Source organism: Rhodococcus pyridinivorans (assembly GCF_900105195.1).
GTDB lineage: Bacteria > Actinomycetota > Actinomycetes > Mycobacteriales > Mycobacteriaceae > Rhodococcus > Rhodococcus pyridinivorans.
The window spans coordinates 303,470-317,226 of sequence record NZ_FNRX01000002.1; the positions used below are offsets into that span (position 1 = coordinate 303,470).

Annotated in this window: 12 protein-coding genes; 8 read left to right on the forward strand and 4 right to left on the reverse strand. The window is 69.0% G+C overall.

Features of this window, described 5'->3' with window-relative positions; all coding sequences use genetic code 11:
- The first annotated feature begins 139 nt into the window (after positions 1-139).
- From BLV31_RS02050 to BLV31_RS02060, 3 genes are all read left to right on the forward strand, one after another.
- Positions 140-763 carry a DUF1365 family protein gene (locus tag BLV31_RS02050; RefSeq protein ID WP_064061456.1) on the forward strand — a complete coding sequence of 208 codons (624 nt, stop codon included), beginning with the start codon at positions 140-142 and terminating at the stop codon, positions 761-763.
- Positions 764-840: 77 nt separating this feature from the next.
- Entirely contained in the window at positions 841-1,413 is a 573-nt protein-coding gene (locus BLV31_RS02055) for a sigma-70 family RNA polymerase sigma factor (protein WP_064061455.1), read from the forward strand.
- Positions 1,406-2,224 (forward strand): anti-sigma factor, encoded by an 819-nt coding sequence (locus tag BLV31_RS02060; protein WP_064061454.1) that lies wholly within the window; start codon positions 1,406-1,408, stop codon positions 2,222-2,224. Before BLV31_RS02055 ends, BLV31_RS02060 begins: the two co-directional genes overlap by 8 nt.
- A gap of 22 nt (positions 2,225-2,246) precedes the next feature.
- On the opposite strand, the gene BLV31_RS02065 is transcribed toward BLV31_RS02060, so the two are convergent.
- Positions 2,247-3,023: a putative protein N(5)-glutamine methyltransferase gene (locus BLV31_RS02065; RefSeq protein ID WP_064061453.1), complete on the reverse strand. Its 777-nt coding sequence runs from the start codon at positions 3,021-3,023 to the stop codon at positions 2,247-2,249.
- A 292-nt stretch (positions 3,024-3,315) separates the two neighbouring features.
- On the opposite strand from BLV31_RS02065, the gene BLV31_RS02075 reads away from it, so the two are divergent.
- The 3 genes from BLV31_RS02075 to BLV31_RS02085 all read left to right on the forward strand — a co-directional run bounded on the left by BLV31_RS02075 (position 3,316) and on the right by BLV31_RS02085 (position 9,537).
- Positions 3,316-5,430 carry an MMPL family transporter gene (locus BLV31_RS02075; RefSeq protein WP_174556254.1) on the forward strand — a complete coding sequence of 705 codons (2,115 nt, stop codon included), beginning with the start codon at positions 3,316-3,318 and terminating at the stop codon, positions 5,428-5,430.
- A gap of 130 nt (positions 5,431-5,560) precedes the next feature.
- Positions 5,561-8,893, forward strand: a complete 3,333-nt coding sequence (gene lysX / locus BLV31_RS02080) for a bifunctional lysylphosphatidylglycerol synthetase/lysine--tRNA ligase LysX (protein WP_371850691.1) — start codon at positions 5,561-5,563, stop codon at positions 8,891-8,893.
- Positions 8,894-8,937: 44 nt separating this feature from the next.
- Positions 8,938-9,537: a histidine phosphatase family protein gene (locus tag BLV31_RS02085; RefSeq protein ID WP_033098120.1), complete on the forward strand. Its 600-nt coding sequence runs from the start codon at positions 8,938-8,940 to the stop codon at positions 9,535-9,537.
- Between the two features lie 56 nt (positions 9,538-9,593).
- Here the strand turns inward: BLV31_RS02085 and BLV31_RS02090 are convergent, their stop codons facing one another.
- Positions 9,594-10,076 (reverse strand): nuclear transport factor 2 family protein, encoded by a 483-nt coding sequence (locus BLV31_RS02090; protein WP_033098119.1) that lies wholly within the window; start codon positions 10,074-10,076, stop codon positions 9,594-9,596.
- Positions 10,077-10,255: 179 nt separating this feature from the next.
- Here BLV31_RS02090 and BLV31_RS02095 point away from each other — a divergent pair, with 179 nt between their 5' ends.
- The gene (locus tag BLV31_RS02095) at positions 10,256-10,897 is read left to right on the forward strand and encodes an MSMEG_1061 family FMN-dependent PPOX-type flavoprotein (RefSeq protein ID WP_006553337.1); all 642 of its coding nucleotides are present in this window, start codon (positions 10,256-10,258) and stop codon (positions 10,895-10,897) included.
- A gap of 36 nt (positions 10,898-10,933) precedes the next feature.
- On the forward strand, positions 10,934-11,845 hold the full coding sequence (locus BLV31_RS02100) for an SDR family NAD(P)-dependent oxidoreductase (RefSeq protein ID WP_019290417.1): 912 nt from the start codon (positions 10,934-10,936) through the stop codon (positions 11,843-11,845).
- Between the two features lie 3 nt (positions 11,846-11,848).
- On the opposite strand, the gene BLV31_RS02105 is transcribed toward BLV31_RS02100, so the two are convergent.
- Both BLV31_RS02105 and BLV31_RS02110 read right to left on the reverse strand, forming a co-directional pair.
- A complete protein-coding gene (locus BLV31_RS02105; protein ID WP_081263481.1) occupies positions 11,849-12,691 on the reverse strand; it encodes a cutinase family protein in 843 nt (280 codons plus the stop codon).
- Between the two features lie 200 nt (positions 12,692-12,891).
- Positions 12,892-13,662 carry a YncE family protein gene (locus BLV31_RS02110; protein WP_248846284.1) on the reverse strand — a complete coding sequence of 257 codons (771 nt, stop codon included), beginning with the start codon at positions 13,660-13,662 and terminating at the stop codon, positions 12,892-12,894.
- Positions 13,663-13,757 lie beyond the last annotated feature (95 nt).

Genomic DNA, 13,757 nt, shown 5'->3' on the forward strand with positions numbered 1-13,757 from the left:
GGCGTGAACACGCGCTGGCATCCCCTGCCCGGAGCCGGGCACTTCCTCCTCACCGACCCGCGCTGGTGGGCCGACACCACAGCCGATTTCCTCACGTGCACACTGTCGGGGAAACCGACCCCGTGCCCCGGAGACGACCATGCATCCTGACCTTCCCCGCGCAGTCGCGATGATCGGCGACGACGTCGAGTTCCCGGGTGGCCGGGAGGCGGTCGTGCCGGCGATCTACCGGACCTTCGTCCGCCACGCGCAGGGCTCGGCCGAGCGCCCCTCGCTCGAGTACCGCGGCTTCAGCTGGGTCATGGATGTCGACGAATCGATGCCTTCGTCCTGGTGGTTGCGCACGCTGATGCGGTTCGAGCCGTGGGACCACTTCGTCGCGAGCGATTCGGACACCTTCCGCGGGCGGGTCGAGGATCAGCTCGTGGCCGACGGGGTGCGGGTTCCGGTCGGGCGCATCACTGCGCTGCTGAACATCCGGCGCCTCGGTCTCGGATCGGATCCGCTGAACCTGTTCTGGTGTCACGATCCGAGCGGTTCCCTGGCCTGCGTGGTCGCGGAGATCCATTCGCGCCGGAACGGACGGCACTGTTACACGCTGCGCTCGGACGAGATCGACGTCATCACCCGGGCCGGCGACACATTCGCGGTCTCGGTCGCCCTGCGGCGACCCGGCGTCCCGGTGTTCACCGCGACCGTCAGCGGCGAACGGCTGCCGGCCGATCTCACGACTGTTCTACGTGCTCGGATGTGGATGGGGTGACGCTCGTGGTCGACACGGTTGCCTTGAGTGGAGGGAATGTCCAGGCTAGGCTTTCCCTCGATGAGCGGACTGAGCCGATGACCGGCGTCGGAGGCCATACCGATACCCTCGGCGAACTGCTCGGGCGGGTGGCCCGGCAAGACCCTACGGCGTTCGCCGAACTGTACGACGCGACGCGTTCCCGAGTCTTCGGCATGGTGCTGCGGGTCCTGCGGGATCCCGGTTACAGCGAGGAGACCACCCAGGAGGTCTACCTCCAGGTATGGAGGTCGGCCGACAAGTACGACCCGCGTCAGGGTTCCGCTCTGTCGTGGATCATCACGCTCGCCCATCGGCGTGCCGTCGACCGGGTCCGCAGCGAACAGTCCGGAGCCGACCGCGAGTCGCAGTACGGTTCGACGAACGTCGACGCGGCCTTCGACTCGGTGAGCGAGGAGGTAGCGCAGCGCGACGATCGCCGCCGGGTGAACGAGTGTCTGGGTTCGCTCACCGAACTGCAGCGACGCTCGGTCGAGCTCGCCTACTACAGAGGCTTTACGTATACCGAAGTGGCAGAAGAACTTTCATCCCCGTTGCCGACGGTCAAGTCGCGCATCCGGGACGGCCTGAAACGACTGAAGAATTGTCTGGGGGTGAGTGTGGATGGCTGACGAGGCGAACGATTCCTCGCACGATCTGCTCGACATGGCACCCGTCTTCGCATTGGATGCCGTCACGCCCGACGAACGTCGAGAGCTTGCCGAGCGACTCGCGGAAGCAGACCCGGAGGTGGCCGAACGGTTCGGCGTCGAGGTCCGCGAGGTCCGCGAGACCCTCGCAGCGATGTCGGCCGGTACCGCGACCGAGCCGCCGCCCGAACTCCGGGTGCGACTGCTCGATCTGGTCCACGCCGAACTCACCGCGAAGACGCCCGCCGAGAAGACGCACACGGAACGACCCGGTGACCCGGAGGCGACCGAGGCACCTCGGGCGGAGGACGATCACCCTCCCCCGCCCGTCTCCCTCGACGAGCGCCGCCAGGCCCGACGGCGGAACTTCCTGCTCGCCGCGGCAGCGGCCGTGATCGTCGCGATCGGCGGCGTCGTGGTGGCCGGTCAATGGCAGAACACGTCCGAGCCGGGCACGAGCGAGCGGGTCTTCGCCGCCGAGGACGTACGGACCTCGTCGGGCGAGCTCGACGGTGGCGGCACCGCGACCGTGGTGTTCTCCAAGGAGGAGGACGCCGGCGTGCTGGTGATGAACAACGTCGCCCCGCCGGCCGAGGGCAGCGTCTACCAGATGTGGCTGGTCGGGCCCGAGGGAATGGAGCCCGCAGGCACGATGACACCCGACGACGTCGCGCCGTCGACGACCGCGGTGCTCGAGGACATCTCGGGTGCCACCGCGCTCGCCTTCAGCGTGGAACCGACGGGCGGGTCGACCCAGCCGACCGCGATCTTCGCTCAGCTGCCGCTCGACTGACATGTTCGCGGCAGCGAGCACGTCATCGGCGGGTGCCGATGACGACGGTCGCGTCGGCCTCCTCGAAACCCCGCGTGTCGGCGTCGAGTCCGGCCCGGGTCATGAGGTCGCGCACGACGGGTGCCTGCGACGCGGCCGACTCGACGAGCAGCGACCCACCGTCGGTGAGCCACCGACCCGCGTCGGCGACGAGCCGACGGTGGACGTCCAGTCCGTCGGGTCCGCCGTCCAGTGCATGTCGCGGCTCGCTGCAGCGCGCCTCCCGCGGCATCGACGCGATCGCCCCCGACGGCACGTAGGGCGCGTTGGCGACGAGCACGTCGACGCGACCGCGCAGCGTGCCCGGCAGGGCGTCGAACAGATCGCCGACGAACACCCGGTGGGGCGGCAGGTTCAGGCGGGCACACGCGGTGGCGACGGGATCGATGTCGGCCGCGTAGACCTCGCAGGCCTCGACGGCGGTGGCGAGCGTGGCACCGACGGCACCGCACCCGCAGCACATGTCGACGATCACGGCGCCGGGCCGCGCGAGTTCGATCGCGCAGTCCACCAGGTACTCGGTGCGGCGACGGGAGACGAACACCCCCTCTCGCACCGCGATGCGCCTGCCGTGGAAGAAGACCTGTCCCAGTACGTGTTCGAGGGGTTCTCCGCCGACCCGCCGCGCGATGAGCCGCTCCAGATCCGAGGGTGTGGGAGCGGCTTCGACGAGCAGCTGCGCCTCCTCCTCGGCAAACACGCACCCGGCCGCTCGCAGTGCGGAGACAACGTCGGCGTGGGTCCGGTGGGCGGAGACCATGCGGAACCCTACCGCGCGCTCATCCGGCGAATCTCTCCGTTTCCCGGGGCGGGGGCCGGCTCACACCCCGTGAAGGGGTGGAATCTCCCGATCATGGGTATTCCGCGGGCTGTCACGAGGAGCGCTGTGGGAACGAACGATCTCGAGCAGGAGCCTGCGCAGGGTCGCCGGGTCCGAGACCGCGACCGGAGAGTCGCCACCGGTCGCGTCGTCGCGCTCGAGTTCGATCACACGCCGGTAGGCGTCCACGCCCCCGGGTGGGTCGACATATCCGTTCACGCCAGGAGGAATCTTGAGCACTGCTACCGCGCCCCCACGTAGAACCGGCCGATGGCGGTGGCTGCTACCCGCCCTGTTGCTCATCGCGTGGCTCGTGGCCGCCGGTGGCGGCGGCCCGTTCGCAGGCAAGCTCAGCGAGGTCGCCTCCAACGACGCGAGCACCTTCCTCCCGGCATCGGCCGAATCCACCCGCGCGGACGAGCTGTACGCGCAGTTCAACGAGAGCGAGTTCATCCCCGCGATCGTCGTCGCCGAACGCGACGGTGGGATCACCGACGAGGACCTCGCCTTCCTCGCCACCGAATCGGCCGGACCGCCGCCGATCCCGTCCGAGGACGGCGCAGCGGCGCAGATGATCGTGCCGCTCGACGCCTCCGGGGAGGTCCAGGAGGCCGTCGAGGAACTCCGGACGGCCCTCGAAGGCGCACCGGACGGCCTGACCGTCTACGTCACCGGCCCCGCCGGGCAGGCCGCCGACCTGTCGTCGGCCTTCGGCGGCATCGACGGACTGCTCCTGCTCGTCGCGGGCGGTGTCGTCCTCGTCATCCTCGTGGTGGTCTACCGCAGCCCGATCCTGCCGTTCGTCGTCATCATCTCGGCGCTGTTCGCACTCGCCCTCGCGAGCCTGCTGATCTATGTGCTCGCCGACGCCGGAGCGATCGCGCTCAACGGCCAGAGCCAGGGCATCATGTTCATCCTCGTGTTCGGCGCCGCCACCGACTACGCGCTGCTGCTGGTCTCCCGGTACCGCGAGGAACTGCGACTGCAGCAGGACAAGTACGCCGCGATGCGCAGCGCGCTCCGCGGCTCGATCGAGCCGATCGCGGCGTCGGCCGGCACCGTCATCCTCGGTGTGCTGTGCCTACTGCTGTCGGACCTGAACTCCAACCGCGGTCTCGGCCCGGTGGCCGCCATCGGCATCGCGACGTCGTTCCTCGCGTCGCTCACCTTCCTGCCCGCAGTGCTCGTGCTGCTCGGCCGCGTCGCGTTCTGGCCCACCCGCCCGGTCTACGACCCGAACGCCGACGCCGACGACATGCAGAAGTCCCACAAGGTGTGGGGCCGGGTGGCCGACTTCGTCGGGTCGAAGCCGCGTCCCATCTGGATCGTGTGCAGCCTCGTGCTCGTCGCCTTCGCCCTGCTGGCACCGCAGTTCAAGGCGAGCGGTGTCGCGTCCTCGGATCTGTTCCTCCTGCAAACCGATTCGAAGTCCGGCCAGGAGGTGCTCGGTGAGCACTTCGACGCCGGCACCGGTTCGCCCAGCATCGTCGTCGCCCGCGAAGGCGCGCTCGAGGGTGTCGTCGGCGCCACCGAGGGCGTCGAGGGCGTGACGACCGTCCAGCCCGTCCCCGGCCCCGACGGCGCGCCGCGCGTGGTCGACGGACTGGTCGCGGTGCAGGCGACGCTCTCGGATCCCGCCGACTCCCTCGCCGCCGAGGAGACCGTCGAACGCATCCGCGAGGCGGTGCACGCCGTGCCCGGGGCCGAGGCACTCGTCGGCGGACCCACGGCCGTCGACCTCGACACGAAGGACACCGCGACCCGCGACCGCACCGTCATCATCCCGGTTGTGACGCTCGTGGTGCTGCTGGTGCTCATCGCGTTGCTGCGGGCGGTCGTCGCACCGATCCTGCTGATGCTCACCGTGATCGTCTCGTTCGCGGCGACCCTCGGTATCTCATCGCTCGTGTTCAACCACCTGTTCGGTTTCCCGGGCGCCGACCCGGTGGTGCCTCTGTTCGGGTTCGTCTTCCTCGTGGCGCTGGGTATCGACTACAACATCTTCCTCATGACCCGCGTCCGCGAGGAGACGAAGAAGGTCGGTACCCGTGCGGGCACCCTGCGGGCGCTGACCGTCACCGGTGGTGTCATCACGTCCGCCGGCGTGGTGCTCGCGGCCACGTTCTCGGCGCTGGCGGTGATCCCACTGCTGTTCCTGGCTCAGCTGGCGTTCATCGTCGCCTTCGGTGTCCTGCTCGACGCGCTGCTCGTGCGGTCGCTGGTGGTGCCGGCCCTGACGATCGACATCGGCAAGAAGATCTGGTGGCCGAGCAAGCTGGCGCGGGCCGAACCGTCCGAGCCGGACGCCTCCGAGGACGTCGCGACCGCGGGAGCGCCGCGCTCATGAGCGCGCTGAGCGCGCAGTGCTACTGACAGGCGCATGAGCGGATGAGAACGGCCGCGGGACCGGGTATGTGATCCGGTCCCGCGGCCGTTCGTCCCACGGCTGCCGCGTTTGCCCGTTACCGTTCTATTCCATGTCTGCGGATTCCGCCGCTCCTGTCGAGCGCCCGCGTCCGGTGGAGGACGCCCGACCGCCCTCCCGGCCGTCGCTGACCGACCGTGTCGGTGGACGTCTGTCCGCCGTACCGCACATCTTCGGCCTGATCCTGGGCATCTACGCGGTCGTGGTCGCATTGTGGTCGATCTCCCCGACCCTGCGTTACTGGATCCACGCCCCGCGCGAATATCTCGACGAGTACTACTTCGACGCCCCCGACACGAGCCTGTCGTTCGCGCTCGTCCTCGGCCTGCTCGCCGGTGCGATCGCCGGCCGAAAACGCATCGCGTGGTGGATCCTGACGATCTACCTCGGCGGATTCTCGATCACCAATCTCGTGATGAGCATCGTCGAGCGCGACCCGAACCACCTCGTCGCGTTGGTCGTCCACCTGCTGATCGTCGCGCTCCTGCTGCTGTCCTATCCCGAGTTCTACACGCGCGTGCGGCGCGGAAACGCCTGGGCCGCACTCGGTGTGCTCGTGGGTGGTCTGGTCGTCGCGACGCTCATCGGCTGGGGCCTGGTGGAACTGTTCCCTGGCACCCTGCCCGCTACCGACCGGTTCCTGTGGGCGCTCAACCGCGTCACCGCGCTGACGTTCATCGACAACGACCAGTTCGGTGGCCGCCCGAACGGGCTGGTCAACACGATCCTCGGCCTCCTCGGCGCCCTCGCCGTGCTCGCGGCGGTCGTGGTGCTGTTCCGTTCACAGCGAGCGAGCAACGCGCTCACCGGCAGTGACGAATCGGCCATCCGCGGTCTGCTCGCCCAGAGCGACGATTCGCTCGGCTACTTCGCGACCCGCCGCGACAAGGCCGTGGTGTTCGCCCCCAGCGGCAAGGCCGCGGTGACCTACCGCGTCGAACTCGGCGTGTGCCTCGCGAGCGGTGATCCGATCGGCAACCCCGAAGCGTGGCCGCACGCCATCGACGAATGGCTCGACCTCGCCCGCGCCTATGGGTGGACACCCGCGGTGATGGGGGCGAGCGAGGACGGTGCGACGGCCTACCACCGTGCGGGTCTGAACGCGCTGCAGCTCGGCGACGAGGCCGTCCTGCTCACCCGCGACTTCAGTCTCGCCGGACGCGACATGCGACCGGTGCGGCAGGCCGTCAACCGCGCCCGCAAACACGGTGTGACCGCGCGGATCATGCGTCACCGCGAACTGTCACCCATCGAGCTGTCGGCGGCGATCCAGCGCGCCGAGGCCTGGCGCGACACCGAAAACGAGCGCGGTTTCTCGATGGCCCTCGGCCGGCTCGGCGACCCGCTCGACGGCGACTGCCTGCTCGTCGAAGCGGTCGCGGACGGCAAGGTCGTCGCGATGCTCTCGCTCGTGCCCTGGGGATCGGACGGCGTGTCACTCGACCTCATGCGCCGCGACCCGCAGGCCCCCAACGGCGTCGTCGAACTCATGGTCTCCGAGCTCGCCTCACGCGGTGCCGAATTCGACGTCGAGCGGATCTCGTTGAACTTCGCGGTCTTCCGGTCGGTCTTCGAGGAGGGCGCGCGGATCGGTGCCGGCCCGATCCTGCGATTGTGGCGGTCCATCCTGCTGTTCTTCTCACGGTGGTGGCAGCTCGAGGCGTTGTACCGGTCCAACGTCAAGTACCACCCCGAATGGGTGCCCCGCTTCCTGTGTTTCCGCGACAACCGGCTCATCCCGCGCGTCGCGCTCGCGTCGGCGATCGCCGAGGGCTTCCTCACCCTCCCCACCTTCGGTCGTCGGAACACCCAGCAGCACACGGGAACACACTCGGCGTTCCCCGAGGACCAGGTGGCCGCGGCAGAACTGCACGACGACGGCAGCGCACCCGACGTCGAGCTTGCCGACGGCACGCCCGCCGTCTCGCACGGACGTCGCCGCCCCGAACAGGTCCAGGTGCGGATGAACACCCTGCAGCGGATCGTCGAGCACGGTGTCGATCCCTATCCGGTCGCGCATCCCCCGACCCACACGGCCGCCGAGGCCCGGGCCGCGAAGTCCGGCACCCCGGTGACCGTGGCGGGACGCCTGCTGCGCATCCGCAACTTCGGCGGTGTGCTGTTCGCGGTGCTGCGCGACTGGTCGGGCGACATCCAGATCCTCATCGACCGGCAACGGGTTGCCGGACAACGCTTCCTGTTCGACCTCGGTGACCTCGTCGAGGTGTCGGGCGAGGTGGGACGCAGCCGCACCGGCGAGATCTCGGTGCTCGCCGACTCGTGGCGCATCGACGGCAAGTGCCTGCATCCGCTGCCCGACAAGTACCACGGCCTCGTCGACCCGGAAGCCCGCGTGCGGCAACGCTATCTGCATCTCGCGATCGACCGCGGGGCACGCGACCACCTCGCGGCACGCAGCGCGGTGGTGCGGTCGCTACGCGACGAACTGCAGGCGCGCGGCTATCTCGAGGTGGAGACCCCCATCCTGCAGTCGGTGCACGGCGGCGCGAACGCCGCACCGTTCATCACGCACATCAACGCCTACGACGCCGATCTGTACCTGCGGATCGCCCCCGAGCTGTATCTGAAGCGGTTGTGCGTCGCGGGCATGGCGAAGGTCTTCGAGATCGGCCGGGTGTTCCGCAACGAGGGTGCGGATTTCAAGCACAACCCGGAGTTCACGATCCTCGAGGCATACGAGGCGCACAGCGACTACGAGAAGATGCGGGTGGTCGCACGCGAGTTGATCCAGGCAGCGGCCCGCGCGGCACACGGACGCGAGATCATCCTGCGGCCCGGACCCGACGGTATCCCGGTCGAGATCGACATCTCCGGCGAGTGGCCCGTCAAGACCTTCCACGACGCGATCTCCGAGGCGTTCGGGACATTCGTCGATGCGCAGACCCCCGTCGACGTCCTGCGACGCCTGTGCGACGAACACGAGATCCCCTACAACCCGGCCTGGGACGCCGGCGCCACCGCGCAGGAGATGTACGAGCACCTCGTCGAATCGAAGACGGAGTTCCCCACCTTCTACACCGACTTCCCGACCTCGGTGTCGCCGTTGACCCGGCCGCACCCCCGCAAGCCGGGTGTCGCGGCGAAGTGGGACCTGGTGGCCTGGGGTGTCGAGCTGGGGACCGCCTACAGCGAGCTCACCGATCCGCTCGACCAGCGTGCTCGCCTCACGGAGCAGTCGCTGCTCGCCGCGGGCGGTGACGAGGAGGCGATGGAACTCGACGAGGAGTTCCTCGAAGCACTCGAATACGCGATGCCTCCCACCGGCGGCCTCGGTATGGGTGTCGACCGGATCGTGATGCTCGTACTCGGAGGGAGCATCCGCGAGTCGCTGGCGTTCCCGTTCACGAAGCCGCGGCGCTCCTGACGGGTGGTTTCACGTGAAACCGCTCCACCTGGCATCGTGAGGTCGTGCAGCTACTCCTGATCCGTCACGCCGAGCCGAACAACGCCCGCGCCGAGACCGGGGGCGCCGACCCGCCGCTCACGGAGGCCGGTCGTCTCCAGGCGTCGCGGTTGCCGGACGCGCTGTCCCCCTACAACATCACCCGCCTGTTCTCGAGCCCGCAGTTGCGGGCCCTGCAGACGGCCGAGCCGGTCGCGGAACGACGCGGGCTCGACGTGGAGAAGATGGAGGACATCGCCGAGTACGACTACGGCCACGACCACTACTTCACGATCGACGCCGCGAAGGACGTCGCACCGGCCGCCTACAAGCGCATCCTGGCAGGTCACCTGCCCGATTTCGTGGACGGGGACGCCTTCCGCACGCGGGTGCTGCGAGGGATCGACCAGGTGGTGGACACGTGCGACCACGCCGAGACCGTGGCGCTGTTCGCCCACGGTGGGGTCGTGAACATCGTGCTGCAGCACCTGCTCGAGCTGCCCCGGCCGCTGATGTTCCCCATCGAGTACGCGTCGGTGACGCGCATCCTCGTCTCACGCAGCGGCGCGCGCCGCGTCGCGTCGATCAACGAGACCGGGCACGTACGCGACACCCTGCGCGTCTGAGCGCCCCGGGAGTCGGCCGCGGGTGAGCCCCCAGCGCCCACCCGCGAGTCGTGGGTTCAGCGCCGTGCGCTCGCGAGGAGGTCGCGGGCGGCGGTGCTGCCGTCGAGCAACCGCGACGTGCGGCGCACGATCTTCCAGCTGCCGTCGATCCGGGCGAGTTCGAAACGATTGGCGCTCACCCGCCACACCCGGAACGAATCCGAATCGGCGTTGCGGCGCAGCAGCAGGGAGTGGCAGGTCGCGACGGCGGTGTCGCCGCCGACCCGGATGTGCACCGGGTCGAGCAGATGACCGCAGCCCTCCTCGATGTAGTCCTGGTGCGGTCGGGTGCGCACCATCTTCATGATGGCGTCGCGACCCTCCATCAGGCGGATGTCGACGTCGTAGACGGCGTCCTCGGCCCACAGTTCCCCCACCGCCTCGGCGTCACCGGCGTCGACGGCCGGGCCGTACGCCGTGAGGACCTCGTGGATCGCAGCCTTGTCCTCGAGGAGCTGTACGCGTTCGAGGAGGGAGGCCAGCAGGGCGGAGTCGGTCATCTCGATCCTTCCGGGCGGGGGCGTCGCCACCCGTTCTACCGGGGTCCGGAGTCCTGCCTCCCGGGTCGTCCCGGTGACCGGAAGCAATCGACTGTGCAGCCCCTGACCAGGGCATGACACGGACGCCGACATGATCTTCCCGTGCAGGATTGATACGGTCACCGCCGGAGGTGCACCGGATGGATGCGGACAGGATCGACGAACTCGTACAGGGCGGGATACGGACACAGGACGAGCTCGAGGCCGTCCTGGGCATTCCGCACCCGGCGATCGTCGACAAGGCGCGACCACACCTGACGCCGCTCATCAGGCATTTCCTGTCGCTGGCGCGGTTCTTCACGATCGCCACCGCCGACGCCGTCGGCAACTGCGACTGCTCGCCGCGCGGCGACATCGAGTCGGCGGTGCTCGTCCTCGACGACCACACGATCGCGCTGCCCGACCGGCCCGGCAATCGCCGCGCCGACTCGTACCGGAACATCCTCGAGAACCCTCACGTCGGGCTGCTGTTCTTCGTCCCCGGCGACGAGGAGGTGCTGCGGATCAACGGCCGCGCCACGCTGTCGACCGACCCCGACCTGCTCGGGAAGCTGTCGCTGCAGAACAAGCCGGCGCAGCTTGCTGTGATCGTGCAGATCGACGAGGTCTTCCTGCACTGCGCGCGGGCGTTGCTCCGCGCCAAGTTGTGGGATCCGTCGACCTATCCCGACCGTGCGGCGGTCCCCTCGATGCGCGACATGCACGCCGAACTCCACTCGATCGAGATCCCGGCCGACGCCGAGCCGGGCAAACGCGAGCTCTACCGCGAGTTCCTGTACTGACCGGACCACACGCGGCGAGTGCGTCACGATGGTGGGGTGACCTCTCGGATCGCCCAGATACGCCGCTGGCGCGCCGGCGCTGCACTACGCAGCCGCCTGCGCGACCTGACCGGCGCCCTCGTCGTCGTCACCGGTGGTGGTAGCGGGATCGGCCGGGCCTCGGCGATCGCCTTCGCCGCCGAAGGTGCCATCGTCGTCGTGGCAGACAAGGATCTCGACAGCGCCCGCGAGACGGTGGCGCTCGTGAACGTCCCGGCTCCCGGTGCCGGAGGTTCCGAGGCCGTCTTCGGCGGCGCCGCTCACGCCTACGAACTCGACGTCTCCGACGAACAGCAGGTCCGGAAGTTCGCGCAGACCGTTCGCGAGCGGCACGGCGTCGCCGACGTGCTCGTCAACAACGCGGGCATCGGTGTCATCGGTGCCTTCGCCGACACTCCGCAGAGCGTCTTCGAGAACGTGATGGACGTGAACTTCTGGGGAGTGGTCTACGGCTGCCGCGCCTTCACGGAGCAGATGATCGAGGCCGGCACGGGCGGGCAGATCGTCAACGTCTCGTCGGCCGCGGCGTACATGCCGCAACGCAACCTCGCCGCCTACACGACGAGCAAGGCCGGGGTGTTCATGCTGTCGGAGTGCCTGCGCGCCGAACTGCTCGAACACGGGATCGGCGTGACCGTCGTGTGTCCCGACCTGGTGGACACCAACCTCACCCGGGCGACGGAGTACGTCGCGCCGAACAAGGAACTACGAGCAGCACGACGCACCCGCACCCTCGCGATGTACCGGCGCCTGCACATCGCGCCGGAGAAGGTGGCCAAGGCGATCGTCGGGGCGGTCCGTCACAACAAGCCTGTGGTGACGGTCGCCCCGGGCGCGAAGGTCCGTAAGTGGCTGATGCGCTTCGCGCCCCGTGTCATGCGTGTGGGCGCACGATTCGACATCGATTGATGGTCAGGCCTTCGAGGCGATCCAGTCGTGCAGCCACCGCGTGGCCGTCGTTCCGCGACCGTCGACCACGTAGTTCGAGTAGTCCTGGTGGATCTGCGACTCGTAGAAGGTTCGGATCTTCTGCTCGCGCAGCTCGTTCGCCTCGGGCGTGAGCTGTAGCTGCAGCATCGGGATGCCCCCGGCGGTCATGATGTCGTTGTAGAGCGCCGTCGCCTCGTCGCGGTAGTTCTCGAGTTGCTCGAACGGGCTGCCCGCCGAGATCGCGAGGAAGCCGGCCAGTCGCGTGACGAAGTCCTCCGGCGGCGTCGAGCAGTAGAGGTCGCCCACCGCGCAGATGGTGCGCACGTTGGGCGTTACGAATCCGAAGCCTCCCGCGCGGGCACCTCCCGCACCGGTGCCGGCGACGGGCGGACCGACGAACGGGTCGAGTTCGGAGCGGCGCGGATCGGACAGCAGACCCACCGCGACGAGGCGGTGCGGACCGATCACTCCCAGCCCGGTGCCGATCTCGGCGGCGAGATCGCCTGCGGCATCGGCACCCTGGCTGTAGCCGACGAGGGCGAAGTTCGTGAGGGGGCACCGCTCGGCGGTGGCCGCGATGATGCCGCGCGCGTTGTCGACGGCGCGATTGCGGGAGGCCGCGTACACGTCGCCCTCCCACGGAAAGGCCGTGGCGGGATACGCGACGTAGTCGACGCGGGCCCCGGCGGGAAGATTGGACGTGACCTGGGCGAGCATGCCGTTCCCACGGCCGGGGTCGGGGGTGTCCGAGGTCTCCCATGTTCCAGGCACAGCGACCACGTTCAGGGTCGGACATCCGGTCGGATTGGCTTGCGCCGCAGGCATTGCGGCGAATACTGCTGCACATGCCGCCACTGCGGCCACCGTTGCCGCCCACACTCTTCTCATAGCCATCTCCCCGCCCCGCTACTGTCCTGGTGCCGCGTCCCTCCCCGGCAGTATCGAGTAGAAGGATGACATATTCGTGAACCGGATGTGATGTATCCGAGTCCGGAACGTTGTCTGGAAACGACGGGGCCGGCGGATCAACCGCGGACGACGGTCACCTGTCCCCCACCGATGTTCGTCACGAAGACGTTGCCCGTCCCGTAGTCGACCGCCGTTCCCGGAACCGGCCGCTCGACGACGCTCCCTTCGGCGGTCGAGGCGGGTTCCGCGACGACGATGTCGGGCCCGAAAAGGTTTGTCACATAGATGTTTCCGCTGAACGGATCGGTGACCACCGCGCCCGGCGGAGGCGGTGGCGGGGCCGGGAGCTCCGCCGGCGCGACGGCACGGTCGACGACCGTGACACCGCCCGTACCGACATTCGTGACGAAGACGCCGTCGGTTCCCGCGTCGAGGATCAGCTCCGGCATCCCGGGGAGCGGAGCCTGTGCAGGCCCCGCAACGGGCTCGGGCGTGACCTCCGTCCGGTGCACCGTGACCGCACCGGTACCGACATTGGTGACGGCGACGTTGCCGAGCCCGCCGTCGACCCGCATCTCCACGAGCGCGGTGGACACCTCGGTGCGTCCCGGGACACGCCCCTCGGGATGCGTGACGGTCACGGCGCCGGGACCCACGTTGGTGATGCATGCGTTGCCGACGCCGCCCTGGAGTCCGAGCAGGCGGGGACCGTCGAATCCGAAAACCGGTGGGACGGGCTCGGCGCCGTCGATCGTCACGAGCCCGCCACCGTTGCGGATGCACGCGTCCGCAGGGTCCGCGGTCGCGGCCGGAGCCACCGCGACGGCAGCCACGACGGCACCCGCACCCATCACGACCGTCGCCAGTGCCCGTCTCGTAGCCGTCATGCGCAGAACCATATCGGGTGCGACGCCCGGCGACACGGAAATATCACAAGCGCAGCGCGTCCGGTGGTCCCTGTTGAGCGGATTTCTGTGGATCC